The organism is Clavibacter rahimiani, assembly GCF_052654495.1.
Genome location: NZ_CP199790.1, coordinates 2,456,859 through 2,482,321, shown reverse-complemented (window position 1 = coordinate 2,482,321; position 25,463 = coordinate 2,456,859). Strand labels below are relative to the sequence as shown.

Annotated in this window: 26 protein-coding genes; 14 read left to right on the top strand and 12 right to left on the bottom strand. The window is 72.7% G+C overall.

Annotation, left to right across the window (positions count from 1 at the left end; genetic code table 11):
- The first annotated feature begins 81 nt into the window (after positions 1–81).
- Positions 82–648, top strand: a complete 567-nt coding sequence (locus ACT7CP_RS11710) for a LemA family protein (RefSeq protein ID WP_445442357.1) — start codon at positions 82–84, stop codon at positions 646–648.
- Positions 649–658: 10 nt separating this feature from the next.
- Here ACT7CP_RS11710 and ACT7CP_RS11705 read toward each other — a convergent pair whose 3' ends face one another.
- Entirely contained in the window at positions 659–1,924 is a 1,266-nt protein-coding gene (locus tag ACT7CP_RS11705; protein WP_445442356.1) for a winged helix-turn-helix domain-containing protein, read from the bottom strand.
- A 98-nt stretch (positions 1,925–2,022) separates the two neighbouring features.
- Here ACT7CP_RS11705 and ACT7CP_RS11700 point away from each other — a divergent pair, with 98 nt between their 5' ends.
- Both ACT7CP_RS11700 and ilvA read left to right on the top strand, forming a co-directional pair.
- Positions 2,023–3,258 (top strand): AI-2E family transporter, encoded by a 1,236-nt coding sequence (locus ACT7CP_RS11700; RefSeq protein WP_445442355.1) that lies wholly within the window; start codon positions 2,023–2,025, stop codon positions 3,256–3,258.
- Positions 3,255–4,610: a threonine ammonia-lyase gene (gene ilvA, locus ACT7CP_RS11695; RefSeq protein ID WP_445442354.1), complete on the top strand. Its 1,356-nt coding sequence runs from the start codon at positions 3,255–3,257 to the stop codon at positions 4,608–4,610. Before ACT7CP_RS11700 ends, ilvA begins: the two co-directional genes overlap by 4 nt.
- Positions 4,611–4,730: 120 nt before the next feature.
- Here ilvA and greA read toward each other — a convergent pair whose 3' ends face one another.
- A complete protein-coding gene (gene greA / locus ACT7CP_RS11690) occupies positions 4,731–5,219 on the bottom strand; it encodes a transcription elongation factor GreA (RefSeq protein WP_413963602.1) in 489 nt (162 codons plus the stop codon).
- A gap of 60 nt (positions 5,220–5,279) precedes the next feature.
- A complete protein-coding gene (locus ACT7CP_RS11685) occupies positions 5,280–5,762 on the bottom strand; it encodes a DUF4307 domain-containing protein (protein ID WP_413963601.1) in 483 nt (160 codons plus the stop codon).
- 66 nt (positions 5,763–5,828) lie between these two features.
- On the opposite strand from ACT7CP_RS11685, the gene mca reads away from it, so the two are divergent.
- From mca to ACT7CP_RS11655, 6 genes are all read left to right on the top strand, one after another.
- A complete protein-coding gene (mca, locus tag ACT7CP_RS11680; protein ID WP_445442353.1) occupies positions 5,829–6,716 on the top strand; it encodes a mycothiol conjugate amidase Mca in 888 nt (295 codons plus the stop codon).
- The gene (locus tag ACT7CP_RS11675) at positions 6,716–7,054 is read left to right on the top strand and encodes a hypothetical protein (RefSeq protein ID WP_445443982.1); all 339 of its coding nucleotides are present in this window, start codon (positions 6,716–6,718) and stop codon (positions 7,052–7,054) included. The genes mca and ACT7CP_RS11675 overlap by 1 nt, the downstream gene beginning before the upstream one ends.
- Positions 7,055–7,159: 105 nt before the next feature.
- Positions 7,160–7,426: a hypothetical protein gene (locus ACT7CP_RS11670; protein ID WP_445442352.1), complete on the top strand. Its 267-nt coding sequence runs from the start codon at positions 7,160–7,162 to the stop codon at positions 7,424–7,426.
- Positions 7,427–7,599: 173 nt separating this feature from the next.
- The gene (locus ACT7CP_RS11665) at positions 7,600–8,586 is read left to right on the top strand and encodes a carbohydrate ABC transporter permease (protein ID WP_445442351.1); all 987 of its coding nucleotides are present in this window, start codon (positions 7,600–7,602) and stop codon (positions 8,584–8,586) included.
- Complete coding sequence (locus ACT7CP_RS11660) at positions 8,583–9,494, top strand: carbohydrate ABC transporter permease (RefSeq protein ID WP_445442350.1); 912 nt, start codon at positions 8,583–8,585, stop codon at positions 9,492–9,494. Before ACT7CP_RS11665 ends, ACT7CP_RS11660 begins: the two co-directional genes overlap by 4 nt.
- 76 nt (positions 9,495–9,570) lie before the next feature.
- Positions 9,571–10,950 (top strand): extracellular solute-binding protein, encoded by a 1,380-nt coding sequence (locus ACT7CP_RS11655; protein ID WP_445442349.1) that lies wholly within the window; start codon positions 9,571–9,573, stop codon positions 10,948–10,950.
- Positions 10,951–10,974: 24 nt separating this feature from the next.
- Here ACT7CP_RS11655 and trhA read toward each other — a convergent pair whose 3' ends face one another.
- Positions 10,975–11,742, bottom strand: a complete 768-nt coding sequence (gene trhA / locus ACT7CP_RS11650) for a PAQR family membrane homeostasis protein TrhA (RefSeq protein ID WP_445442348.1) — start codon at positions 11,740–11,742, stop codon at positions 10,975–10,977.
- Between the two features lie 80 nt (positions 11,743–11,822).
- Between trhA and ACT7CP_RS11645 the strand changes: the two genes are divergently transcribed.
- Entirely contained in the window at positions 11,823–12,608 is a 786-nt protein-coding gene (locus tag ACT7CP_RS11645) for an isoprenyl transferase (RefSeq protein ID WP_445442347.1), read from the top strand.
- A gap of 114 nt (positions 12,609–12,722) precedes the next feature.
- Entirely contained in the window at positions 12,723–14,174 is a 1,452-nt protein-coding gene (locus tag ACT7CP_RS11640; RefSeq protein ID WP_445442346.1) for an RNA 5'-3' helicase PhoH2, read from the top strand.
- 78 nt (positions 14,175–14,252) lie between these two features.
- Here ACT7CP_RS11640 and ACT7CP_RS11635 read toward each other — a convergent pair whose 3' ends face one another.
- The 5 genes from ACT7CP_RS11635 to xseA all read right to left on the bottom strand — a co-directional run bounded on the left by ACT7CP_RS11635 (position 14,253) and on the right by xseA (position 18,722).
- Positions 14,253–15,680, bottom strand: coding sequence for a class II fumarate hydratase (locus tag ACT7CP_RS11635; RefSeq protein ID WP_413963593.1), 1,428 nt, complete (start codon positions 15,678–15,680; stop codon positions 14,253–14,255).
- A gap of 82 nt (positions 15,681–15,762) precedes the next feature.
- Positions 15,763–16,410, bottom strand: a complete 648-nt coding sequence (locus ACT7CP_RS11630) for a carbonic anhydrase (RefSeq protein WP_445442345.1) — start codon at positions 16,408–16,410, stop codon at positions 15,763–15,765.
- Positions 16,407–17,138, bottom strand: coding sequence for a DUF4245 domain-containing protein (locus tag ACT7CP_RS11625; RefSeq protein ID WP_445442344.1), 732 nt, complete (start codon positions 17,136–17,138; stop codon positions 16,407–16,409). The genes ACT7CP_RS11630 and ACT7CP_RS11625 overlap by 4 nt, the downstream gene beginning before the upstream one ends.
- A gap of 2 nt (positions 17,139–17,140) precedes the next feature.
- Positions 17,141–17,395, bottom strand: a complete 255-nt coding sequence (locus ACT7CP_RS11620; RefSeq protein WP_413963590.1) for an exodeoxyribonuclease VII small subunit — start codon at positions 17,393–17,395, stop codon at positions 17,141–17,143.
- Between the two features lie 10 nt (positions 17,396–17,405).
- Complete coding sequence (xseA, locus tag ACT7CP_RS11615; RefSeq protein WP_445442343.1) at positions 17,406–18,722, bottom strand: exodeoxyribonuclease VII large subunit; 1,317 nt, start codon at positions 18,720–18,722, stop codon at positions 17,406–17,408.
- A gap of 101 nt (positions 18,723–18,823) precedes the next feature.
- Between xseA and ACT7CP_RS11610 the strand changes: the two genes are divergently transcribed.
- Together ACT7CP_RS11610 and ACT7CP_RS11605 are read left to right on the top strand one after the other, a co-directional pair.
- Positions 18,824–19,858, top strand: coding sequence for a 4-hydroxy-3-methylbut-2-enyl diphosphate reductase (locus ACT7CP_RS11610; RefSeq protein ID WP_413963761.1), 1,035 nt, complete (start codon positions 18,824–18,826; stop codon positions 19,856–19,858).
- Complete coding sequence (locus tag ACT7CP_RS11605) at positions 19,855–20,718, top strand: DUF6264 family protein (protein ID WP_445442342.1); 864 nt, start codon at positions 19,855–19,857, stop codon at positions 20,716–20,718. Before ACT7CP_RS11610 ends, ACT7CP_RS11605 begins: the two co-directional genes overlap by 4 nt.
- Before the next feature lie 79 nt (positions 20,719–20,797).
- Here ACT7CP_RS11605 and fbaA read toward each other — a convergent pair whose 3' ends face one another.
- From fbaA to ACT7CP_RS11590, 3 genes are all read right to left on the bottom strand, one after another.
- Complete coding sequence (gene fbaA, locus ACT7CP_RS11600) at positions 20,798–21,823, bottom strand: class II fructose-bisphosphate aldolase (RefSeq protein ID WP_307507018.1); 1,026 nt, start codon at positions 21,821–21,823, stop codon at positions 20,798–20,800.
- 169 nt (positions 21,824–21,992) lie between these two features.
- Positions 21,993–23,366 (bottom strand): DNA recombination protein RmuC, encoded by a 1,374-nt coding sequence (locus tag ACT7CP_RS11595; protein ID WP_445442341.1) that lies wholly within the window; start codon positions 23,364–23,366, stop codon positions 21,993–21,995.
- A gap of 88 nt (positions 23,367–23,454) precedes the next feature.
- Complete coding sequence (locus ACT7CP_RS11590) at positions 23,455–24,084, bottom strand: 3'-5' exonuclease (protein WP_445442340.1); 630 nt, start codon at positions 24,082–24,084, stop codon at positions 23,455–23,457.
- A gap of 99 nt (positions 24,085–24,183) precedes the next feature.
- Between ACT7CP_RS11590 and ychF the strand changes: the two genes are divergently transcribed.
- Complete coding sequence (ychF, locus tag ACT7CP_RS11585) at positions 24,184–25,257, top strand: redox-regulated ATPase YchF (protein WP_445442339.1); 1,074 nt, start codon at positions 24,184–24,186, stop codon at positions 25,255–25,257.
- The last annotated feature ends 206 nt before the right edge of the window (positions 25,258–25,463 follow it).

The following is a 25,463-nucleotide window of genomic DNA, read 5'->3' as shown; positions in this document are numbered from 1 at the left end:
CGCCGGTGCGACGCCCCCAGAACGGGTGCGCGGGGCCTCCTGCCCCGGGTCCTCCCCGGACCGCCGCGTAGGATCCTGACCATGGAATTGTGGATCGCGCTCGGAGTCGTCGTGCTCCTGGCAGTTCTCGTCGGCATCTACCTCTGGGCGACGTACAACGCCCTCGTCACCCTCAACGTCCGCGTGGACGAGGCGTGGAGCGACATCACCGTGCAGCTGAAGAGGCGCGCGGACCTGCTGCCCACCATCATCGAGTCGGTCAAGGGCTACGCGTCCCACGAGAACCGGGTGTTCGACTCGGTCGCGTCGGCCCGCACGGAGACGATCAGCGCCGCGAACCCGGCCGAGGCGAGCTCCGCGGAGGAGCACCTGCAGGGCGCCATGAAGTCGCTGTTCGCGGTCGCCGAGGCGTACCCGCAGCTGCAGACGAGCCAGACCTTCCTGCAGCTGCAGGGCGAGCTCGTCGACACCGAGGACCGGATCCAGGCCTCGCGCCGCTTCTACAACGGCGGCGTGCGCGAGCTGAACACCAAGATCACGCAGTTCCCGAACACGCTCTTCGTGCGCGGGCTGGGCTTCGGCGAGCGGGACTTCTACGAGGTCTCGAGCCTCGCGTCCATCGCCGAGCCGCCGCGCGTGCAGTTCTAGGGACCGCGCCTCAGGCGGTCGGATCCGTCGCCGGGTCCTCCGCCGCCGGCTCGGCCGCCGTCGCCTCCACGGCCGGCAGGTGCACCCGCAGCGCGCCCGCGAGCGTGCCCCGGTCGACCACCCCGACGCGCTCGAGCCCCTGCCAGGCGGCGGCGCGCTCGAGCAGCGGCGCGATCCGCTCGGCGACGACCGCGGCGTCGTGCCGCCCCTCGATCCACGACGCCTGCACCCGCAGCACGCCCGACTGCCGGTCGCTCTTGAGGTCGACCCGGGCGACGATCTCGTCGTCCACCAGCACCGGCAGCACGTAGTACCCGTGCACGCGCTTCGCCGCGGGAGTGTAGATCTCGATCCGGTAGTGCAGGTCGAAGAGGCGGAGCGCCCGCTCGCGGAACCAGACCACCGGGTCGAAGGGCGACAGCAGCGCCTCGCCCGCGATCCGGCGGGGGAGCCGCGCGTCCCGGTGCAGCCACACGGGCAGCGGCTTCCCGCGCCCCTCCCAGCCCGGCACGGTCACGGGGAGCACCTCGCCCGCGTCGGCCAGGTCGCGGAGCGCGCGGTCGGTCGCGGCGCGGGACAGGCGGTGGTAGTCGCCGAGGTCCGCCGCCGTGCCGACGCCGTGCGCGATCGCGGCGCGTCGGACGAGCTCGCGCACCCCGTCCTCCTCGGGCACCTCGCGCGCGAGGACGCCCGCGGGCAGCACGTCCTCCGCGAGTCCGTACACGCGCTCGAACCCGCGCCGGCCGGCGCTCGCGATCTCGCCCCACGCGAACATGGCCTCGAGCGCGCGCTTCACGTCCGACCAGCCCCACCAGGGGCCCGTGCGCACGTTCGCCTCGTGCTCGATGGCGCTCGCGGGCACCGGTCCCGTCCGGGCGAGCTCGGCGCGGACCTCGGCCAGCAGCGGCGCGTGCTCGAGCGCCCAGGATCCGGGCCGCATCCGGCGGGCGCGCTCCCCCTCCATCCGCCAGCGGTACAGCGGCAGGTCGTCGACGGGCAGCACGGCGGCCTGGTGCGCCCAGTACTCCGTGTACGCGCCGCCGCCGCCGAAGAGCATCCGGTCGAGCGCGGCGCGGTCGTAGGGCCCCACGCGCGCGAGCACGGGCAGGTGGTGGCTCCGCTCGAAGACGTTGACGGAGTCGATCTGCAGGAGGCCGAGGCGCCGGATCTCCGCCGCCAGGCGCCGCGTGCCCGCGGCCCCCGGATGCGGTCGGCCGAGCCCCTGGGCCGCCAGGGCCACGCGTCGGGCGAGGGCGGGGGAGACGGAGTCGGGCATGCCCCGACGCTACCCGCGGCCCCCGACCCGGCGTCCGGCCGGCGACGGCTCGGCCCGCCGGGCGCGGCGGCACGGGAGGCCCGTCCTAGACTCCCAGCATGATCTTCGGCCAGCGATCCCGCGCGCGAGCCGCGGCGGACGCGCGCGCCGCCGAGCGCCGCGTCGACCCCGACGTCGACACCGTCCAGCCGGTCGCGCGCACCGTCGCCGCGACCGTGCCGCCCGGCATGGTCATCGCGGGCGCGTGGGCCTGGCGGCTGCTCCTGATCCTCGGCGTGCTCGGCGTCGTCGGCTGGCTCGTGATCCAGCTCGAGTACGTGGTCATCCCGCTGTTCCTCGCGATCGTGCTCGCGGCCCTGCTCGTGCCCATCTCGAACTGGATGCAGCGCCATCACGTGCCCAAGTGGCTCGCGGTCGCGATCTCCGAGATCGGCGTCATCGTGGCGGTGGCGGCGCTCGTCTACCTCGTCACCACGCAGATCATCGGGCAGTACGACTCCATCCGCGCGCAGACGATGACGCGGTACGCCGACGTCCGCGACTACCTCACCGACGGCCCGCTGCAGCTCTCCGAGGCGCAGCTCACCGACGCGTACGCGCAGGCGGTCGACGCCGTGCAGCGCGACGCCGGCGTGCTCCTCAGCGGCGCGCTCTCGGTCACGTCCTCGCTCGGGCACGTGCTCACGGGCGTCCTGCTCGTGCTGTTCTCGACCCTGTTCATCCTCATCGACGGCCCGGGCATGTGGCGCTGGGTCGTGCGGCTGTTCCCGCGCCTCGCGCGCCCCGCGGTCGACGGCGCGGGCAAGGCCGGCTGGACCACGCTGCAGAACTTCGTGAAGGTCCAGGTGCTCGTGGCGCTGATCGACGCGGTCGGCATCGCCGGCGGCGCCGCCATCATCGGGGTGCCGCTCGCGATCCCCATCGGCGTGCTCGTGTTCCTCGGCTCGTTCATCCCGATCGTCGGCGCGGTGCTCACGGGCTTCCTCGCCGTGTTCGTGGCGCTCGTCTACAACGGCCTCCCGCAGGCCGTCGGCATGGTGGTGATCGTCCTCATCGTGCAGCAGGTGGAAGGGCACATCCTCCAGCCGCTCATCATGGGCACGGTCGTCAAGGTGCACCCGCTCGCGGTCGTGCTCGCGGTCGCGGCGGGCGGGATGGTCGGCGGCATCGCGGGCACCTTCTTCGCCGTGCCGCTCGTCGCCACGCTCAACTCCATGGTCAAGCACGTCGCCAGCGGCGCCTGGCGGGGGCAGCCCGAGCCGCCCCCTCCCGCTCTCCCCGCCGACGCCTCGCACGCCACCCGCCGCCCCACCCCCAGGAAGCGCACCCGATGACCGACGCCGCCACCGCCCCCGCCGCCGCGCACGCCGACCTCCCGCACCTCCGCGCGGTGGGCGACGAGCTCGACCCCTCGCAGCTGGGCGAGGAGGCCGCGGCGCTCGCGGGGGAGCTGCCCCGCGGATCCGCGCCCACCCTCGAGCGCATCGAGGCGGCCCGCGTGGTCGTCAGCCGCGTCGCCGACGTCACGCCCATGGAGTCGTCGCGCTTCCTCGCCGAGATCCTCGGCAGCCCCGTGCACCTCAAGTGCGAGAACCTGCAGCGCACCGGGTCGTACAAGATCCGCGGCGCCTACAACCGCATCTCGCGCCTCACCGACGAGGAGAAGGCGCGCGGCGTCGTGGCCGCGTCGGCCGGCAACCACGCGCAGGGCGTCGCCTTCGCGGCGCGCGAGCTCGGGATCCGGGCCACGATCTTCATGCCCGTGGGCGTCGCGCTGCCGAAGCTCCAGGCCACGCGGCAGTACGGCGCCGAGGTCATCCTCCGCGGCCACACCGTCGCCGAGCCGCTGCTGGCCGCGGCCGAGTTCGCCGCGCAGACGGGCGCCGTGCTCATCCCGCCCTTCGACCACGAGGACGTCATCACGGGCCAGGCGACGCTCGGCCTCGAGATCCTCGACCAGACGCCCGACGTCGAGACGGTCGTGGTGCCCATCGGGGGCGGCGGCCTGATCTCCGGCGTCGCCACCGCGCTCAAGCTGCGCGCGGCCGAGGGGGGCCGGACCATCCGCGTCGTCGGCGTGCAGGCGCGCAACGCCGCCGCCTACCCGCCATCGCTGGCCGCGGGCCGGGCCACGGAGATCGAGATCACGCCGACCATCGCCGACGGCATCGCGGTGGCGAAGCCGGGCCTGCTCAACTTCGACATCATCCGCGAGAGCGTCGACGAGGTCGTGACGGTCGAGGACGACGACACCGCGCGCGCCCTGCTGCTCCTCCTCGAGCGCGCGAAGCTCGTGGTGGAGCCCGCGGGCGCGGTGGGGGTCGCGGCGATCCTCGCGGGCCTCGTCCAGGACGCCGGCCGCACCGTCGTGATCCTCTCGGGCGGCAACATCGACCCGCTCATGATGGAGCGCGTCATCAGCCGCGGCCTCGCCGCCTCCGACCGCTACGTGAAGCTGCGGATCATGCTGCCCGACCGCCCGGGCCAGCTCGCCCGCACGTCGCAGATCATCTCCGAGGCGAACGCGAACGTCGTCGAGGTGCTGCACACCCGGCACGGCCGCGGGCTGCAGATCAGCGAGGTCGAGCTCGAGGTGAGCGTGGAGACGCGCGGCGCCGAGCACACGGCCGAGGTCGTGCAGCGGCTCCGCGACGCCGGCTACGACCCCCGGCTCCAGCGCGACTGACGGACGGCCGCCCGGCAGCGCGGTCGCGCGACGGCGCGGTCGCCGGACAGCGCTGCCGCCGGACGCACGAGGGGCCGCGGACCCGATGGTCCGCGGCCCCTCGCCGCACGTCCGGGAGCGCTATGGCGTGTAGTTCTCCACGGCCTGGATCTCGACGGGGATCTCGCGGCCGTTCGGAGCGGTGTACGCGCCCTTCTGCCCGACCTCCCAGCCGATGATCGCGGCGCCGAGGGGCGACTGCTCGCTGTACACGTCGAGGTCGCTGTCGCCCGCGATCTCGCGGTTGCCGAGCAGGAACTTGGTCTCGTCGCCGGCGATGAGCGCGGTGACGACCGTGCCGGGCTCCACGACGCCGTGGCTCTCCGGGGCGTCGCCGACCTCGGCCGTCCGCAGCAGCTGCGTGAGCTGGCGGATGCGCGCCTCGATCTTGCCCTGCTCCTCCTTGGCGGCGTGGTAGCCGCCGTTCTCCTTGAGGTCGCCCTCCTCGCGCGCGATCTCGATCTTCTTCGCGATCTCCTGGCGGCCCTGCACGCTGAGGGTGTCGAGCTCCCTGCTGAGGCGGTCGAACGCCTCCTGGGTCAGCCAGGTGACTGCCTGCTCCTGCGCCACGATGGACTCCTTGCACTCGCACGGACGCCCCGACGGATCCGTCGGGGCGAATCCCCCACTCTAGGCGGGCCAGCAGCTGTGGATCAACCCGGTCACGGCGGGACCGGTGGTGCGCAGGCGCACCGTCTCCGTGCGCTCGAAGCCGTCCTCGGCGGGGAGCTCGACGACCTGCCAGCCGACGATGGAGCGCTGCTCGTCCTGCGCCTGCACGGCGCAGAAGGCCTCGGTGCCGGCCGGCATGACGACGGAGAACGTCACGTCGATGGTGCGCTCGTCGACGATGTCGAACGCGCGGTCGGTGGCGTCGATGGATCCCGACGCCTGGTCGAGCCCGGCCCACAGCACCCACGCGCCGAACACCAGGGCGACGAGCCCGCCGGCGACCCCGTAGAGCCAGCGCTGGCGGATGCGCGCGGGCCTCGTGCGGCCGTACCGCTCGTCGAGCGCGGCGCTGGATCGCGGCGCGGGGACCCGGTGCTCGACGGTCTCGTCGTCGTCCCCGAAGGGGCCGGCGGGGACGGGGGAGCGGGACTCGGTCGTCACGGCCACTCCTCCACACGCACCTTGTACTCTGGGGATCCAGACTACCTTCCCCACCCTTGGAGCCCCGTGACCCTGCGCCTCATGGCCGTGCATGCCCACCCCGACGACGAGTCGAGCAAGGGCGCCGCGACGTACACCCGCTACACGCAGGAGGGCGCCGAGGTCATGGTCGTCAGCTGCACGGGCGGCGAGGCGGGCGACATCCTCAACGAGGGCCTCGCCGAGCGCGCGATGGCCGAGCGCGACCTCCCCGGGCTCCGTCGCATCGAGATGGCGCGGGCGCAGGCCGTCATGGGCGTCCAGCACCGCTGGCTCGGCTACGTCGACTCCGGCATGGCGCGCGAGGACGGCTCGCTGCCGCCCGCGAGCTTCGCGAGCATCCCGGTGGAGGTGTCGGCCGAGCCGCTCATCCGCCTCGTCCGCTCCTTCCGCCCGCACGTGCTCGTGGCGTACGACGAGAACGGCGGCTACCCGCACCCCGACCACATCCAGGCGCACGTGATCGCGATGGAGGCGTGGCGCGAGTCCGGCGTCCCGGGCTCGTACCCCGACGCGGGCGAGCCGTGGGAGGTGGCCAAGCTCTACTTCGACCGGATCTTCAACGGCGCCAAGCTCCGCGCCGTGCGCGAGCACCTGGTCGCCGACGACGCGGCGCCCGAGATGCTCGAGGCCGTCGACGAGATGCTCGGCTGGATGGGCGACCGCCCCGACCTCGCGACCACGCACGTGCACGTGGCCGACCACTTCGAGGCCCGCGACCGCGCGCTCCTCTCGCACGCGAGCCAGGTCGCCCCCGACAGCACGTTCTTCCGCTGGCCGCGCGACCTCCAGCAGCGCGCGTGGCCGTTCGAGGACTTCCAGCTCGTGGAGTCGCGCGTCGACGTGCCGGACGAGGAGCAGGACCTCTTCGCCGGCATCGCGGACGACGCCGAGGACCGGGCGGCGCGCGCGTGATGGGCACGGACCTCGCCCTCCGCCTGGCCGCCGCGGTCACCACCCCGAGCCCGACGCCGACCGCCGAGTTCGACCCGGACACCGTCTCACCCGGGCCCCTCGGCTTCATCGCGATCTTCTTCGTCGCCGTCATGGTGCTGCTGCTCATGGTCGACATGACCCGCCGGATCCGCCGCACGCGCTACCGCGAGGAGATCCGCGGCCGTCTCGAGGCGGAGAAGCTCGAGGCCGACCTCGCGCGCGATGCCGCGCCCGAGCGCGGCGACCGCACGACGGACCCCGCGGTCGGCGACGGCACCGCGGATCCGGACGACGTGTCGGGCCCGGCCCGCGGCTGACCGGCGCGGATCTCGGCGGCCTGCCCGTCCGGTCGCTGTGGAGGCGGGCCGTCCCGCCGACCGGCCGACTCCGTAGTCTCGTGCCTCCCCCGAGAACGGAGTCCCATGAACACGTCATCCCCCATGCCCTCGAGCCGATCCCCGCGTCGTCCCGCCCGGGCCGCATCCGTCACGGCCGTCGCCGCGGTCGCGCTCACCGCCACGGTCGGTCTGGGCATCGTGCACGCATCGGCGTCGGCATCCGCGACCGCTGCCTCGGATGCTGTCCGCGTCAGCGCCATGGGGCACGGCCACAGCCCGGCCGAGCCGGATCCCTACTACGTGGGAGTGCCCTCGATCGGGGAGTGGCGCCACAGCCACCACGGGGGCTGATGCTCGGCAGCTGATCCACCTGCCCTCGACCGGCGTCCCCCGTCCGGGGGGTGCCGGTCGTCGCTCGTCCGTCCGCTCGCCACCCGCGTCCACCCGTCCGTTCACCCGTCCTGCCTACCGTGGCCAGGCATGGAGGGAACGTTCCCTCCCCCTGCTCCACGAGGAGGTCCGACGTGACGCACGCCCCCGCGCCCGCCCGGGTCGCGCCGACGCCGGAGGCGGTGCCGACACGGAGGTCGACCGTCCGCCGGGCCGCCGCGCGTCCCGTCCCGCGCCGCCGCCGCCCGGGCCGCGTCCGCGACGGGCTCCTGTTCCTCGCCTTCGTCGGGCCGAACGTGCTGCTGCTCGCGGTCAACACCTACAAGCCGCTGCTGGAGTCCTTCTACTACTCGACGCTCCAGTGGAACATCGGCTCGCAGGTGGCGCGCGAGGTCGGCCTCGCCAACTACGTCGCCTGGTTCCAGGATCCGCAGACCCCCACGGTCGTCGGCGTCACCCTGGTGTTCACGGGCGTCACCGTCGTCGGCTCGATGGTGCTGGGCCTCGGGGTCGCGGTGCTGCTGAACCGGCGGATCCGGCTGCGCGGTCCCGTGCGCACGATCATCGTCGCGCCGTACGTGCTCTCGGGCGTGGCCGTCGGCTTCCTCTGGCTCTACGTCTTCGACCCGAACTTCGGCCTCATCGCCGCCGGCCTCACCGCCCTCGGCCTCCCGTCGCCCGACTGGTACGACGACCCGGCCGCGGCGCTCGCCATGGTCACGACGGTGCAGGTCTGGCGCGACCTCGGCTACTGCGCCCTCATCTACCTCGCGGGCCTGCAGGCCGTGCCGAGGGACCTGCTCGACGCGGCCGCCCTCGACGGCGCGGGACCGGCGCGCGCCTTCCTCCGCATCGTGCTGCCGCTGCTCAGCCCGACCACGTTCTTCCTCAGCGTGACGACCCTGCTCAGCTCGCTGCAGACCTTCGACCTCATCAGCGCCATGACCAAGGGCGGGCCCCTGCAGGGCACGACCACGATGATGTACCAGATCTACCACGAGGGCTTCGTCGCCGGACGGGCCGGCTACTCGTCGGCGGTCGCCACGATCCTCTTCCTCGTCCTGCTCGTCGTCACGCTCGTCCAGCTCGTCGTCGTCCAGCGGAAGGTGCACTACTCGTGACCGCGACCCCCACCCGACCCGCGCCCGCGGCGGTGCCCCGCGCCCCGCGTCCCCGAGGCCGCCGTCGATCTCGCACGTCCGGCGGGCCCGCGCGGCCGCCCCTCACCGGCACCTACCTCGCCCTGCTGCTCGCGGTGCTCGTCATGCTGCTGCCGCTCATCTGGATGGTGCTCACGAGCTTCAAGGGATTCGGCGAGATCTACTCGCTCCCGCTCACGATCCTCCCGTCGTCGTTCGCGCCCGCGAACTACGCGACGGCCTCCGACACGGTCTCCTTCTCCACGCTCGCCGCCAACAGCCTCGTCAAGACGCTCGTCGGATCCGGCCTCAAGGTGCTGCTCGGCCTCATGACCGCGTACGCCCTGGTGTTCATCCGCGTGCCGTTCCGCAGCGCGTGGTTCGGCGTCGTGATCCTCGCGCTCCTCGTGCCGCAGCAGATCGTGATGATCCCGAACTACCAGGTCGTGGCGGGCCTCGGCTGGATCAACACCTACCCGGGCCTCATCCTCCCGGGTGTCGCGAGCGCCTACGGCACGTTCCTCTTCCGCCAGCACTTCCTCACGCTGCCGCCCTCCGTGCTCGAGGCTGCCGCGATGGACGGCGCAGGCCACCTCCGCCGCCTGCGCTCGTTCGTGATCCCGATGTCGGGCCCGACCATCGCCGCCGTCGCGCTCGTCTCCGTCGTCGGCGAGTGGAACGACTACCTGTGGCCGCTCCTCGTCACGACCGACCCGCGCATGATGACGCTGCCCGTGGGCCTGACGCTCCTCCAGGACACGACGGGCATCACGAACTGGGGCGTGCTGATGGCCGGGACGGTCATCGTCACGCTGCCCGTGCTCGCCGTGTTCCTGGTCTTCCAACGGCGCATCGTCGGCGGCCTCACCGCCGGCGCCGTCACCGGCTGAGCCGGGCACCGCGCTCCTCGTCGCTCCGTCCGTCCGCTCGTCCCGCCCCCGCCCTGCCATCGACCCCAGGAGAACCATGCCCATCCACCCCCGCTCGGCCCTCGGCGCCGCGGCCACCAGCCCCCTCCGTCGGCGCGACGTGCTGAAGCTCGGCGCCGTCCTCGGCGGCACCGCGCTCCTCGCCGCCTGCTCCGGCCCCGCCGTCGGCGGTGACGCGCAGGCCGCGGTCGCCCCCGACACCGACTGGGACGGGATCGAGCCCGCCACCGAGATCAGCTGGTGGACCACGCACCCCGGCCAGACCTCCGACCTCGAGGCGCAGTTCGCCGCCGACTTCCTGGCGAAGACGGGCATCACCGTCAACGTGATCACGGGTGGTGCGAGCTACGACGAGATCGCGCAGAAGCTGCAGGCCGCCGCGGGCACCGACAGCATGCCCGACATGGTGAACGCCAGCGACACCTGGTGGTTCCGCTTCATGGTGAACGGGCAGACCGCCGCGATGGACGGGCTCATGGCGCACCTCGGGTTCGAGCTCGACGACTTCAACGGCGTCTTCCTCGACGACTACCTCTACGACGGCGCGCGCTACGCGGTGCCGTACGCCCGCTCGACGCCGATCTTCTACTACGACCGGTCGATCTGGCAGCGCGCGGGCCTGCCCGACCGCGCGCCCGACACCTGGGCCGAGCTCGAGGAGTGGGCGCCGGCGATCATGCGGGCCACCGGCGGGACGCCCGCGATCCGCCTGCCCCAGGGATCCATCGGCACGTGGGCGATGAGCAACGTGCTGTGGGGCCGCGGCGGCCGGTACTCCGACGGCTGGGACCTCACGCTCGACCAGCCCGAGACGCTCGAGGCGGCCGGCTACGCGCGCGGCCTCGTCTTCGACTCGAGGATCGCGAACGTGGCGGCGGCCAGCGGTGACACCGCGGTCGACTTCGCGGGCGGGCTCGCCCCGTGCACGATCGCCTCGGCGGGCGCGGTCGGCATCGTCACCGCGAGCGCGGCGTTCCCGATCGGCACGGGCGTGCTCCCGGGCGGGCCGGAAGGGCGCTTCGTGCCCACGGGCGGCACGGGCCTCGCGGTCGTCGGCAGCAAGAGCAAGGAGCAGCAGCTCGCGGCCGGCATGTTCATCCAGCACGTGACGGAGGTGGACCAGCAGGTCGCGTTCGCGAAGAGGACCGGCTACGCGCCCGTCCGCACGTCGGCGGGGCGGTCGTCGGACCTCACCGGGTACTGGGACGCGAACCCGGCCTTCCGCACGGCGTACGACAGCCTCGAGCACGTGCGCTCGCAGGACTGGGCGCGCACGTTCATCCCGAACGGCGACACCTACCTGCAGCAGCCGTGGGCGCAGATCCTCACGCAGGACGCCGACCCGGCCCAGGTGTTCCCGGCGGCCGCGACGCAGCTCACGGCGGCGTACACGGAGAACGTGCAGCCCTACCTGTAGCGGGCGCCGGACGCGCCCGCCCGGTCAGAGGACGGGCGGGTGCGTCGCCACCAGGAGGATCCCCGTCCAGTGGCAGAGGAACGCCACGAGCGTGAACGCGTGGAAGATCTCGTGGAAGCCGAAGCGGCCGGGCCAGGGGTTCGGCCGCTTGAGCGCGTAGACCACCGCGCCGACCGTGTAGGCGAGGCCGCCCGCGAGGATCAGCGTCATCATCGCGGCGTCGGCGCGGAAGAAGTCGATGATGAACACGAGCGACGCGTAGCCGAGCACGAGGTACAGCAGCACGTAGAGCCAGCGCGGGGCGCCGATCCAGAGCACGCGGAACAGCACGCCGAGCGCGGCCCCCGACCACACGAGCCAGAGCAGCAGCACTGACTTCCCGTGCGGCAGCGCCAGCACGGTGATGGGCGTGTACGAGCCCGCGATGAGCAGGAAGATGTTGGCGTGGTCCATCCGCTTGAGGAGGACCTTCGTGCGCGGCGACCAGTCGAACCGGTGGTAGACCGCGGAGACGCCGAACAGCAGCAGCGACGACGCCACGAACACGGCGCACGCGATGCGGGCGGCCGTCCCCTCGGCCGCCGCGATGAGCACGATCCCCAGCACGAGCGCCACGGGCGTCATGCCGGCGTGCAGCCAGCCGCGCCAGGTGGGGCGCGGCTCCGGGCCGACGTCCTGCGCGTCCTCGACGAGGGGGAGGTGCGGGCCGGGCGCCGCGGCGCTCGCACCGTGATCCGCGCGGTCGTCCTCCGGGGTGCCGAGCGGTCCGGGGGACGAGGCGGCGGGCGTCATCCTGCGAGTGTAGGACAGCCGTGGTGACGTCCACCGGCCGGGCGATCCGGTCTCCCGGGCGTGTGGGCTAGCGTGGGATGGTGCGAGAGAAGCCGATCCGACCGTGGCGCGGTCTGCTCTACCGGGCGTACCAGAAGCGCATCCGCCGCGGCCTCGACCGGAACGCGCTGCCGCACCACATCGCGATGATCCTCGACGGCAACCGCCGCTGGGCCCGCCAGCTCGGACTCGAGTCCGCGGCCCACGGGCATCGTGCGGGCGCGGCCAAGTTCCTCGAGTTCCTCGAGTGGTGCGACGACCTCGACATCAAGGTCACGACGCTCTACCTGCTCTCGACGGACAACCTCACGGGCCGCGGCAGCGCCGAGCTCACCGCGCTCATCGACATCATCGGCGAGCTCGCCGAGGACCTCTCCCGGCACCGCGACTGGCGCGTCAAGCACGTGGGATCCGACGAGGGCCTGCCGGCCGAGCTCATCGCGCGGCTCGACGCGTCCGAGGAGCGGTCGAAGGGCAACACGGGGCTGCACATCAACCTCGCGGTCGGCTACGGCGGGCGCACCGAGATCGCCGACGCCATGCGCAGCATCGTGCAGTCGCACCACCTCGCGGGCGGCACGCTCGAGGACCTCGCGGCCCTCCTCACCCCCGACCTCATCGGCGAGCACCTCTACACGGGCGGCCAGCCCGATCCCGACCTCGTGATCCGCACCTCGGGCGAGCAGCGCATCAGCGACTTCATGCTGTGGCAGTCGGCGCACAGCGAGCTCTACTTCATGGAGGCGCTGGGGCCGGACCTCCGCGAGGTCGACTTCCTCCGCGCCCTCCGCGACTACTCCTCCCGCCAGCGCCGCTTCGGCTCCTGACGCGCCGGGCCCGGGCCGCGGGGTCCCGGGCAAGAGTTAATGTCCCTGACACATCGGCTCGCGCGTGGCACTGGTCACCGGGTGGGGTGGCGACGTAGGTTCCACTCATCGGGCATGGCGCCCGATCGAGAGGGCCGCAGGACCGCTTCTCGTCACCGTGGCCCGATCGCCGTCAGGATCCGAGCGCGAACGCTCGGGGATGGAGTGGCCCGTGACCCCGATGGACAGCCGCAGCAGCACCGCACGACGCGCGAGCCGGGGGAGGGGACGCCGCAGGCCGAGCGCACGTACGTGCTCGACACCTCCGTCCTCCTGTCCGACCCGCGTGCGCTCTTCCGCTTCGCCGAGCACGCGGTGGTGATCCCGGTCATCGTCATCACCGAGCTCGAGTCGAAGCGGAACGACCCGGAGATCGGCTACTTCGCCCGCCAGGCGCTCCGCTTCCTCGACCAGCTCCGCGAGGAGCACGAGCGGCTCGACTTCCCCATCGAGGTGGGCGAGGCCGGCGGCACGCTGCGCGTCGAGCTCAACCACTCGAGCATGGCGGCGCTGCCCAACGGCCTGCAGCTCGGCGACAACGACTCGCGGATCCTCGCGGTCGCCCTCAACCTCTCGACCGAGGGCCTCGCGGTCACGGTCGTCTCGAAGGACATGCCGCTCCGCGTGAAGGCCGCCTCCATCGGCCTCCAGGCGGAGGAGTACCGCGCCGAGCTCGCGGTCGACAGCGGCTGGACCGGCATGGCCGACGTCACGCTCTCCAGCGAGCAGATGGCCGGCCTCTACGAGAGCGAGACGCTGCAGACCCGGGCCGTGCAGGACCTGCCCGTCAACACGGGCGTCGTGCTGCACTCGGACCGCGGATCCGCGCTCGGCCGCGTCGTCCGCCGGGGCACCGTGTCCCTCGTGCGCGGCGACCGCGAGGTGTTCGGGCTCAAGGGCCGCTCCGCCGAGCAGCGGCTCGCGATCGACCTGCTCCTCGACCGCGAGGTGGGCATCGTCTCGCTCGGCGGCAGCGCCGGCACCGGCAAGTCGGCGCTCGCCCTCTGCGCCGCGCTCGAGGCCGTGTTGGAGAAGCAGCAGCACCGCAAGATCATGGTGTTCCGGCCGCTGTACGCGGTGGGCGGCCAGGAGCTCGGCTACCTGCCGGGCGACGCCGCGGAGAAGATGAACCCGTGGGCGCAGGCCGTGTTCGACACGCTGGGCTCGGTCGTCTCGCAGAACGTCATGGACGAGGTGGTGGAGCGGGGGATCCTCGAGGTGCTGCCGCTCACGCACATCCGCGGGCGCTCGCTGCACGACGCGTTCGTGATCGTCGACGAGGCGCAGTCGCTCGAGCGGAACGTGCTGCTCACGGTGCTCAGCCGCATCGGCCAGAACTCGCGCGTGGTGCTCACGCACGACGTGGCGCAGCGCGACAACCTGCGCGTCGGCCGGCACGACGGCGTCGCCAGCGTGATCGAGACGCTCAAGGGCCACGAGCTGTTCGGCCACATCACGCTCACCCGCTCGGAGCGGAGCGCGATCGCGGCCCTCGTCACGGGGCTGCTCGACGGCGACCCCGTGTGATCCGCGCTGCCGCCGCATGACGACGGGCGCCGGTCCCCGAGGGGATCGGCGCCCGTCGGCGTCCGTGGGAGCCGCGGCCTAGAGGCCCGGCGCCGTCATCCGCAGCACGTCGAGGCCCTGGTCGAGCTGCTCCTCTGTGATCTCGCCGCGCTCGACGTAGCCGAGGTCGACGACGGCCTCGCGCACGGTCATCTTCTGGGCGACCGAGTGCTTCGCGATCTTGGCCGCCGCCTCGTAGCCGATGATGCGGTTCAGCGGCGTGACGATGGACGGCGACGACTCCGCGAGGGCGCGGGCGTGCTCCTCGTTGACGCGCAGGCCGTCGACCGTCTTGTCGGCGAGCAGGCGCGTGGAGGACGCGAGGATGCGGATCGACTCGAGCAGCGACGAGCCCATGACGGGGATCGCGACGTTGAGCTCGAACAGGCCCGAGGCGCCCGCCCACGCGACGGTGGCGTCGTTGCCGATGACGCGCGCGCACACCATGAGCACGGCCTCGGGGATCACGGGGTTGACCTTGCCGGGCATGATCGAGGACCCGGGCTGGAGGTCGGGGATGTGCAGCTCGCCGAGGCCCGTGTTCGGGCCCGAGCCCATCCAGCGGATGTCGTTGCAGATCTTGGTGAGGCTCACGGCGAGCGTGCGGAGCGCCCCCGACGCGTCGACGAGGCCGTCGCGCGCGCCCTGCGCCTCGAAGTGGTCGAGCGCCTCGGTGACGGGGAGGCCCGTGTCCTCGGCGAGGACCCGGATGACCTTCTGCGGGAACCCGAGGGGCGTGTTGATGCCGGTGCCCGTGGCGGTGCCGCCGAGGGGGACCTCCGCGACGCGGGGGAGCGCGGTGCGGACGCGCTCGATGCCGAGGCGCACCTGCCGCGCGTAGCCCGCGAACTCCTGGCCGAACGTGACCGGGGTGGCGTCCATGAGGTGCGTGCGGCCCGCCTTGACGAGCCCCTTCCACGCCTCGGCCTTGGTCTCCAGCGCCTCGGCGAGGTGCTCGAGGGCGGGGATCAGCTCGGCGAGGAGCGCGCCCGTGACGGCGACGTGCACCGAGGTCGGGAAGACGTCGTTGGAGGACTGCGACGCGTTGACGTGGTCGTTCGGGTGCACGGGCTTCCCGAGCGACGCCGTGGCGAGGGCCGCGAGGACCTCGTTCATGTTCATGTTCGAGCTCGTGCCGGAGCCCGTCTGGTACACGTCGACGGGGAAGTGCTCGTGGTGGGATCCGCCCGCCACCTCGTCCGCCGCGGCGACGATGGCCTGGGAGACGTCGGCGTCGATGATGCCCATCTCGCCGTTCACGATCGCGGCGGCGCGCTTGATGCGGGCGAGCGCCTGGATCTGCGCGGGCTCGAGGCCGCGGCCGGAGATGGGGAAGTTCTCGACGGCACGCTGCGTCTGGGCGGCGTACAGCGCGGTCCTGGGGACCCGCACCTCGCCCATCGTGTCGTGCTCGATGCGGAACGCGTCCGCGCCGTTCGTCTCTGATCCGGGGGAAGTGTCGACCACGCTGTTTCTCTCTCCTTCGGGATGGTGATGCACCCGGGCCGCACGGGCCGCGGGGGTAGGCGGGTCAGCGCGGACAGCCCCTCTAGCGAGGGATGTCGCCCACGATGACGTCGGGCACCGCGGTGCCCTCGAGGAGCTTGTAGTTGGCGCCGACGATGGCCAGGCTACCGGCCGCCACCTTGTCGGAGATCATCTCGGACGCCTCGAGGAGACGGGTCACGGTGTCGCGCAGGTGCTCGCGGCCGACCTCGCCCGCGTCGACCTCGGACGGCACCACGGGGTCGCCCGCGACGCGGCGGACGGCCGGCTCGATGGGCGCGATGAGGCGGGCGATGTGGGGCGGCAGCGCCTCCGCGTCGGGGGCCGCGCTCTCGATGGCGGCGCGCACGGCACCGCACTCGTCGTGGCCGAGCACGACGATGAGCGGGACGCCCAGCACGGCGACGGCGTACTCGAGGCTGCCGAGCACGGAGTCGGAGATGATCTGCCCGGCGTTCCGCACCACGAAGAGGTCGCCGAGGCCCTTGTCGAAGATGATCTCGGCCGCGAGGCGCGAGTCGCTGCAGCCGAAGAGCGCGGCGGTCGGGCGCTGCACGTGCGCGAGGGCGGCGCGGCGCTCCACGTCCTGCCGCGGGTGCCGGGGCTCGCCGGCGACGAAGCGGGCGTTGCCCTCCATCATCTCGGCCCAGACCTCGGCGGGCGCCTGCACGGCCTCGTCCTGATCGGTCATCCCTCGATCCCCTCTCCGGGTGCGGTGGTGCTGGTCGTGTCGTCGGTGGTCGTGCCGTCGGCGGTGGGGGCGGGCGTCGGCGTGGTGCCCGCCGCGGTGCCGCGCGCGGCGGCGACCGCGTCGATCGCGGTGCGCAGCTCGTTCGCGTCGGCCGTGCCGTAGACCGCGTAGGTGCTGTCGCCGTCGACGGCGCTCGCCGCGAGCACGACGTTGCCCGGGTCGTCGGCGCCGCTGTTGTCGTAGAGGGTCCACTCGAGGCCGCCGATCTCCTCGCGGCTCACGTCGGGGGCGGACTGCAGCGTCTCGTCGAGCCAGGTGGGGTTCGCGTCGATGCCCTGCGAGATCCCGACGTAGCGGTTGCTCGGCGTGATGAGGCCGATGTACCAGACGGCCACGCCGTCGCGGCCGGCCGGGCGGATCTCGGCGTCGTTGCTCTTCCACGCGGTCGGCAGCTCCGGCACGACGAGCGTCTCCGGGAAGCCGCCCTGCGCCTCGGCCGCGGCGGCGGCGTAGTCGACGTCGGGGAGGATCGTGGTGTTCGAGCGCGGCACGATGGCGACGATGACCGCGACGGTCGCGACCGTCACGATGAGCGAGTACAGCAGGTTGCGGAAGGTCTGCTTGGCGCGGTGGCGGCGGGAGTCGGCGGCCTTGCGGGCGGCGGTCTCCTCGGGCGTCTCGGGCCGGCCGAGCTCGGCGACGACGTTCGGGGTGCGGGGCTTCGCCACGGTCAGCGGGCGTCGGACGCGGTGGTGCGCGCGGCGTCGAGCCGCGCCTTGGCGCCGAGCAGCCACTCCTCGCAGCGGGCCGCGAGGGCCTCGCCGCGCTCCCACAGGGCGATCGACTCCTCGAGCGTGGACGCGCCCTGCTCGAGGTCGTTCACGACGCGGACGAGCGCGTCGCGCGCCTCCTCGTAGCTGAGCGCGGAGACGTCGGGCAGGCGTGCGCCGGTGTCGGCGCCGGTGTCGGCGGGGCTGGTGGGCATGGGGGAGATCCTAGCTTCCGACGTCGGACGCGGGCCGGGCGTCGCGGGCGGGCGAGGCGGGCAGCCGCGCGGCCGACGAGGGGATGTCGTCGGTGGGGCCCGTGGACGTGGCGCCGAGCGCGCCGGCGGCCAGGCGCAGCACGAGCCCGGTGCCGTCGGGGGCGTCGGCGGGGGCGCGGAGGGCGGATCCGTCGGCCGTCTGCACGATGGCGTAGCCGCGGTCGAGGACGTGCTGCGGCGAGAGGGCGCGGAGCTGCCGGGACAGCTCGCTCGTCCGCTGCACACCGCGCTCGACGACGCGGCCGGCGAGCTCGGCGGAGCGCGCGATGTAGCGGCCGAGCTCCTCGGCGCGCGAGTCGACGATCCAGGCGGTGCTCGCGAGCACGGGTCGCGACCGCAGCTGCTCGATCCGGTCGATCTCGCCGCGCACCTGCGAGGTGAGGCGCATGCCGATGCGGGCGCGCGCCTGCTGCACGCGGGACAGCTCCTCGGAGACGTCCGGCACGACGCGCTTCGCGGCGTCCGTGGGGGTGGAGGCGCGGAGGTCGGCGACGTCGTCGAGGAGCGGGCGGTCGGCCTCGTGCCCGATGGCGCTGACGAGCGGCGTGCGGCAGGCCGCGGCCGTGCGCACGAGCGTCTCGTCGCTGAAGACGAGCAGGTTCTGGAAGTCGCCGCCGCCGCGGGCGATGACGATGACGTCGACCTCGGGATCCTCGTCGAGCACCCCGATGGCGCGCGTGACCTCGCCCGGCGCCCGGTCGCCCTGCACCGCGGTGTGCACGACGCGGAACCGCACGCTCGGCCAGCGCAGCTGGGCGTTCCGGAGGACGTCCTTCTCGGCGTCGGAGTCCTTGCCGGTGATGAGGCCGATGCAGCCGGGCAGGAACGGGAGCCGCCGCTTGCGGTCGGCGTCGAAGAGGCCCTCGGCGCGGAGCGTCTGGCGCAGGCGCTCGAGGCGCTCCAGCAGGTCGCCGAGGCCGACGTGGCGCATCTCCAGCACCTGCATCGTGAGCGTGCCGCCCTTGACCCAGTAGTTGGGCTTCACGAGCGCGACGACCCGGGCGCCCTGGCCGAGGTCGGCGGGGATCTTCGCGCGCACCGACGACCAGACGGTGAAGCTGATGGTGGCGTCGACGTCGAGGTCCTTGAGCTTCCCGTAGACGTTGCCGCCGGATCCGCCCCACTGGGTGATCTCGCCCTCGACCCAGGCGGTGCCGAGCCGGTCGATCCAGCCCTTGATCTTCCCCGACAGCACCGAGACGGGCCACGGGGCGTCGACCGTCGGGGCGTCCGCCGCGGGCATGGACACCGTGCGCGTCTCGCTCATGGTCCCCCACTCGGCGCCCAGCGCGGGCGCATACAATTGAATACGTGACTACAGCGACCATTGACCAGCGACTCGTGGGAGCACCCGTCGTCAGCCTGTCGATGCCGCGGATGCCCGGCGTCCGCAACAGGCTCAAGGATAACCCGGTGGACGGACCCAAGCGGGTCCTGCTCGCCGCTCCCCGCGGCTACTGCGCGGGCGTCGACCGCGCCGTCGTGGCCGTCGAGAAGGCGCTCGAGCGCTACGGCGCCCCCGTCTACGTGCGGAAGCAGATCGTCCACAACGTGCACGTCGTCTCGACGCTCGAGCGCATGGGCGCGATCTTCGTGGAGGAGGTCGACGAGGTGCCCGAGGGCGCCCACGTCGTCTTCAGCGCGCACGGCGTCTCGCCGGCCGTGGTGCAGGGCGCGGCCGACCGCGGGCTCCAGGCCATCGACGCGACCTGCCCCCTCGTCACCAAGGTCCACCGCGAGGCCGTGCGCTTCGCCAAGGCCGACAAGCAGATCCTCCTCATCGGCCACGAGGGCCACGAGGAGGTCGAGGGCACCGCGGGCGAGGCGCCCGAGCAGACCATCATCGTCACCTCTCCGGAGCACGCCGACGTCATCGAGGTGAAGGACCCCGACAACCTCGTGTGGCTCTCGCAGACCACGCTCTCGGTCGACGAGACGATGGAGACGGTACGCCGCCTCCGCGCCCGCTTCCCGAACCTGCAGGACCCGCCGAGCGACGACATCTGCTACGCCACGCAGAACCGCCAGGTGGCCATCAAGAAGGTCGCGGTGGACGCCGACCTCGTCATCGTCATCGGATCCGCGAACAGCTCCAACTCCGTCCGCCTCGTCGAGGTCGCGCTCGAGTACGGCGCGAAGGCGTCCTACCGGGTCGACTACGCGTCCGAGGTCAAGCAGGAGTGGCTCGACGGCGTGCAGACGGTCGGCGTCACGAGCGGCGCGTCCGTCCCCGAGGTCCTGGTGCAGGAGCTGCTCGACGACCTGGCCGACGCCGGCTACGGCGAGGTGACCGCGGTCGTCACGGCCGAGGAGGACCTCGTCTTCTCGCTCCCCAAGGAGCTGCGCAAGGACCAGTCCGGCAACACGGACTCCCGCGCCATCGGCGGGCGCACCCGCGCGTGAGCGACGACGACGGCACGCGCCGTCCCGGCCGTCCCGCTCCGCGGTACGGCGAGTACGCGTCGCCCGCGGGGTCCGGGTCGGGCTCGGGCTCGGGCTCCGGCTCCGGCTCGGGTGAGGGCGGCGCTGATGCGTCGGGCCTGTCCGAGGCGGATGCGCGCATCGTCGCCGAGGCCGCGGAGTACCGCCGGGCGCAGGCCGAGCGGGACGCCCCCGCATCCGCCCCGGCCCGCGGCGCGAAGAAGGCCGGCAAGGCCTCCGCCCCGCAGACCCTGGCCGAGCAGATGGCCGAGGAGCGGCGCGCGGCCCGCGAGCGGATGCTCGCCGATCGCCGCGAGGCGGAGAAGGCCGCCGAGGTCGCACGCCGTGAGGCGCGCCGGTCGTCCGCCGCGAAGGCGCCCGCGCGCCCCGCCAAGGACGGCGCCGCCTCGCCCGCCGCCGGTGCGCGTCCCGAGCGACCCGCCTACCTCGCCGGCCAGGACGCCCGTCGGGCGCCGCGGCGCTTCGACGCGGCCATCACGATCGGCCTGCTCGCCGCGGGCCTCGTGAACGTGGTCGGCAGCATCGGCGCCAACGCGGATCCGTCGCGGGCGATCAACCAGTCCTACGCGATCTTCGGCGGCGGCACGTACACCGTGACGCCGCAGACCTCGACGATCGGCATCGCGGTCAACGTCGTGAACATCGTCGTGTTCGTGCTCGCCGCGTGGATCTCGCTCGAGCTCGTCAAGCGCAAGCGCGTGGCCTTCTGGGTGCCGATCGCGGGCGCGGTCGTGGCGACGGTGATCACCAGCATCCTCGTGCTGACGCTGATCGTGGCGGATCCGGCGTTCCAGCAGATCATGTCGAGCCGGAGCCCCTGAGGGTCGCAGCGACAGACGAACGACGGCGGGGCCGGTCCTGGTGGACCGGCCCCGCCGTCGTCATCCGTGCTCGTACCGGCTAGCTCTGCGAGTGGCCGTGCGAGCCGAGCTGGCGCGTGGCCTCGACGACGCGGGCGGCCATGGCCGTCTCCGCGGTCTTGCCCCAGGCGCGGGGGTCGTACGTCTTCTTGTCGCCGACCTCGCCGTCGACCTTGAGGAAGCCGTCGTACTTGCGGAGCACGGAGTCCGCGATGGAGCGGCTGAAGGCGTACTGCGTGTCGGTGTCGATGTTCATCTTCACGACGCCGTTGCGCACGGCCTCCGAGATCTCGTCGTCGGAGGAGCCGGATCCGCCGTGGAAGACGAGGTCGAACGGCTTCTCGCCGGTGCCGTACTTCGACTGGATGCCGTCCTGGATCTCCTTGAGGAGCGACGGGCGGAGCTGGACGCCGCCCGGCTTGTACACGCCGTGCACGTTGCCGAAGGTGAGGGCGGCCATGTAGCGGCCCTGGTCGCCGAGGCCGAGGGCCTCGACGGTGGAGATGGCGTCCTCGAGGGTCGTGTAGAGGTGCTTCCCGGTGTCGTGGCTGACGCCGTCCTCCTCGCCGCCGACGACGCCGATCTCGACCTCGAGGATCGCGTTGATCGCCTTCATGCGGGGGAGCAGGTCCTTCGCGATGTCGAGGTTCTCGTTGAGCGGGATGGCCGAGCCGTCCCACATGTGCGACTGGAAGATGGGGTTGCCGCCCGCGCGGACCTGCTCCTCGCTGGCCTCGATCATGGGGATGACGAAGCCGTCGAGCGCGTCCTTCGGGCAGTGGTCGGTGTGCAGCGCGACCGTGATGGGGTAGTTCTTGGCGACCTCGGTGGCGAAGCGCGCGAACGCGAGGGCGCCAGCGGCCCGGTTCTTCACGGTGTGGCCGGAGAAGTAGTCGGCGCCGCCCGTGGTGACCTGGATGATGCCGTCGGAGCCGGCGTCGGTGAGGCCCTGGAGGACCGCGTTGATGGTCTGCGACGAGGAGACGTTGACGGCCGGGTAGGCGAATCCGCCGGACTTGGCGCGATCCAGCATCTCGGCGTACTGCTCGGGGGTTGCTACGGGCATGGTGCATCTCCTTCGGCGGATCCACGGCGGCGCCGTGCGGCTGTCGCGGGAGCCCGTCGGCCGGTGGACGCGTCGTCCGCGGCCGGGCCCCGCGTGCTCGCCACTCTATCGATGGGCCGTGCCCGCGGCCCGGGTCGCGGCGCGGGTGGACGCGCGGGCGGGCGATGGGCTACCGGTCGGCGCCCGCGGTGGATCCGGTGGAGGTGAACTCGTCGGCCGTGAGCTCGCGCACGGTGGCCTCGAGCGGTTCGAGCGTGCCGATGACCTTCGACTCGTCGAGCCGGGTGAGGCGGCGGGCCGTGGGGAGGACCTGGCGCTCGAGGGATCCGACGACGCGGTTGTAGTCGCCCACCGCACCCGTGAGCGAGCGCCCGAGCTTCGCGATGTGCTCGCCGCTCGTGGCGAGGCGCGCGTGCAGCTCGCGGCTGAGGTCGAAGAGCTGCTTCGCGTCCTCCGTGAGGACCTCCTGCTGCCAGCTGAACGCGACCGTCTTGAGCACCGACCAGAGGGTGACGGGGGAGGAGAGCGCGACCCGGCGGCTGAACGCGAACTCCATGATGCTCGGATCCGCCTCCAGCGCCGACGACACCAGCGACTCGCTCGGGATGAAGGCGATGACCATCTCCGGGCTGGCGTCGAGCCCCTCCCAGTACGCCCGGCTGCCGAGCGCCGTGATGTGGTCGCGGACGGCCTGCACGTGCTGCTTCATGAGGTGGTCGCGTCGGGCGCCCTCGGCCCCGGTCGCCGAGGCGGGGATGGCGCTCGCCTCGAGGTACGCGGTGAAGGGCGCCTTCGCGTCCACCGCGATGTTCTTGCCGCCGGGCAGGTGCACCACCATGTCGGGCCGGCCGACGCCCTGCGCCGTGGAGATGGACGTCTGCACGTCGAAGTCGACGCGGTGGATGAGGCCCGCGGCCTCCACGACGCTCCGCAGCTGGGTCTCGCCCCACACGCCGCGCGTGCTGTTCGACCGCAAGGCGGACGCCAGCGTCTCGGCCGTGGCGCGCAGCCGCTCCTCCGCCTCGGTGGCGCTCCGGAGCTGCTCGCTCAGCTCCCCGTGCTGCTGCCGGCGCTGCTCCTCGAGCTCGTGCACCTTCGCCTGCACCTGCTTGAGGCTCTCGGCGACCGGGCTGAGCGCGGTGAGCACGCGGCCGTCCTCCTCGGTGCGGGCGACCTCGGCGCGCTGGACCTCGCGCAGCCGGGCCTGGAGCTCCGCGATGCGGTCCTCCTGCTGGCCGATCTGCTCGCGGAGGTGGGACTCCTGCGCGTCGAGCCGCTCGCGGTGCAGCGCGTCCTGCGCCTGAGCCCGTGACGCGAACTGCGCGGTCGTCTGCCCGATCTGCTCCTCGGCCAGCCGCTCCGTGCGGTCCAGCTGCTCCCGGAGCGCGGCGACCGTGGCCTCCGCGGCGGCCAGGCGAGCGGCCTCGCCCGCGCGACCCGGCGCGTCGACGCCCGAGCGGGCGCGCGACACGGTGAGGCCCACCACCGCGCCCACGGCCAGGCCGATGACGAGGCCGACGAGCAGGGCGATGACGGGATCCATGCGTGCAGTGTGCCAGCGGCCTCCGACACGGCCGGGACGCCGGGCGGGCGGCCGAGGGACGGATCCGCCGCGGTCGCCCGGGGGAGGGTCAGGCCCAGTCGATGGGCGGGGTGGCGGCCGCCGACGCGCGCGTGACGGTCTGCGTGCGCGGCGCGCCGATGCGCCCCATGCCGACGCCGGACGCCTCCGCCAGCCCCGCGATCGAGGCGGCGCCGTGCCGGGACGCGGCGTGCACGACGATGGCGGCGCAGGCGCGCGCGTCGGCCAGCGCCTCGTGGTGCGCGAAGTCCTCGAAGCCCGCGGCCCGCGCGGCGACCGGCAGGCGGTAGGACTCCAGCGCGTAGGTGCGGCGTGCGACCTGGAGGCTGCAGAGGTAGGAGTACGGCGGCGCGATGAGCGCGGTCGCCTTGCACGCGCCCTGGATCACGCCCATGTCGAAGCGCGCGTTGTGCGCGACGAGGTGGTCGTCGCCCGCGAAGGCCATGAGGCGCGGCAGCTGGTCGGCCCAGCCGTCGGCGTCGGCCACGTCGTCCTCGACGATGCCGTGGATCCGCGTGTTCCAGATGGAGAAGGAGTCGTGCCCCGCGGGCGGCCGGATGAGCCAGGACGCGGCGTCGACGACGACGCCGTCGCGGACCTTGACGAGACCCACCGAGCAGGCGCTCGCCGACGAGTTGTTGGCGGTCTCGAAGTCGATCGCGGTGAAGTCCAACGGCATGTGCTCGAGTGTTCCACGCACGACCGACGCCGCATCTCGGGAGAGCCCAGCCGCGCGCGGGCGGGGGAGGAGCCGGCCCGCCCCGTACGATGGACTCCCGTGGCACTCACTATCGCGATCGTCGGTCTCCCCAACGTCGGCAAGTCGACGCTCTTCAACGCCCTGACCAAGAACCAGGTGCTCGCCGCGAACTACCCGTTCGCGACGATCGAGCCGAACGTGGGCGTGGTGAACCTGCCGGACCCGCGCCTCGAGGTGCTCGCCGGCCTCTTCGGCTCCGAGCGGATCCTCCCGGCCCCCGTCTCCTTCGTCGACATCGCGGGCATCGTCCGCGGCGCGAGCGAGGGCGAGGGCCTCGGCAACCAGTTCCTCGCGAACATCCGCGAGGCCGACGCCATCGCGCAGGTCGTCCGCGGCTTCGAGGACGAGGACGTCGTGCACGTCGACGGCCGCGTGGACGCCGCGAGCGACATGGAGACCATCAACACCGAGCTGATCCTCGCCGACCTGCAGACCCTCGAGCGCGCCGAGCCGCGCTACGAGAAGGAGCTGAAGACCAAGCGCATCGAGCCCGTCGTGCTCGAGACCGCGAAGGCCGCGCGCGAGTGGCTCGACTCGGGCAAGCCGCTGTCGGCGTCGGGGATCGACCTCGAGCCCGTCCGCGAGCTCGGCCTCCTGACCGCGAAGCCCTTCATCTACGTGTTCAACGTCGACGAGCAGGTGCTCGGCGACGAGGCCAAGCTCGCGGAGCTGGCCGCCCTCGTGGCGCCCGCGCAGGCCGTGTTCCTCGACGCGAAGATCGAGTCCGAGCTGATCGAGCTCGACCCCGAGGACGCCGCCGAGATGCTCGCCTCGACCGGCCAGGAGGAGTCGGGCCTCGACCAGCTGGCCCGCATCGGCTTCGAGACCCTCGGCCTCCAGACCTACCTGACGGCAGGCCCCAAGGAGACGCGCGCCTGGACCATCGGCCGTGGCTGGAAGGCCCCGCAGGCCGCCGGCGTGATCCACACCGACTTCGAGAAGGGCTTCATCAAGGCCGAGGTCATCTCCTACGACGACCTGGTCGAGACCGGCTCCATCGCCGAGGCGCGCTCGAAGGGCAAGGCCCGCATCGAGGGCAAGGAGTACGTCATGCAGGACGGCGACGTGGTGGAGTTCCGCTTCAACAACTGAGTGACACGTGCGGCCCCAACCGTCCCGGTAGGGCGCTCCGCGTAGTGAAGGTGATCCGAGTCGACGTTTTAAGTGCGTCTGTCGCGACACCCCTTTGGGGGCTAGGTGATCGAGTTCTTGCTCTGCCAAGCTCGAAGAGCGCTTAGGCGCAATAAGGCCTGTGTCATGAGACTCGTGACCCTTCGTCTAAATCTTCTACTGGCTTC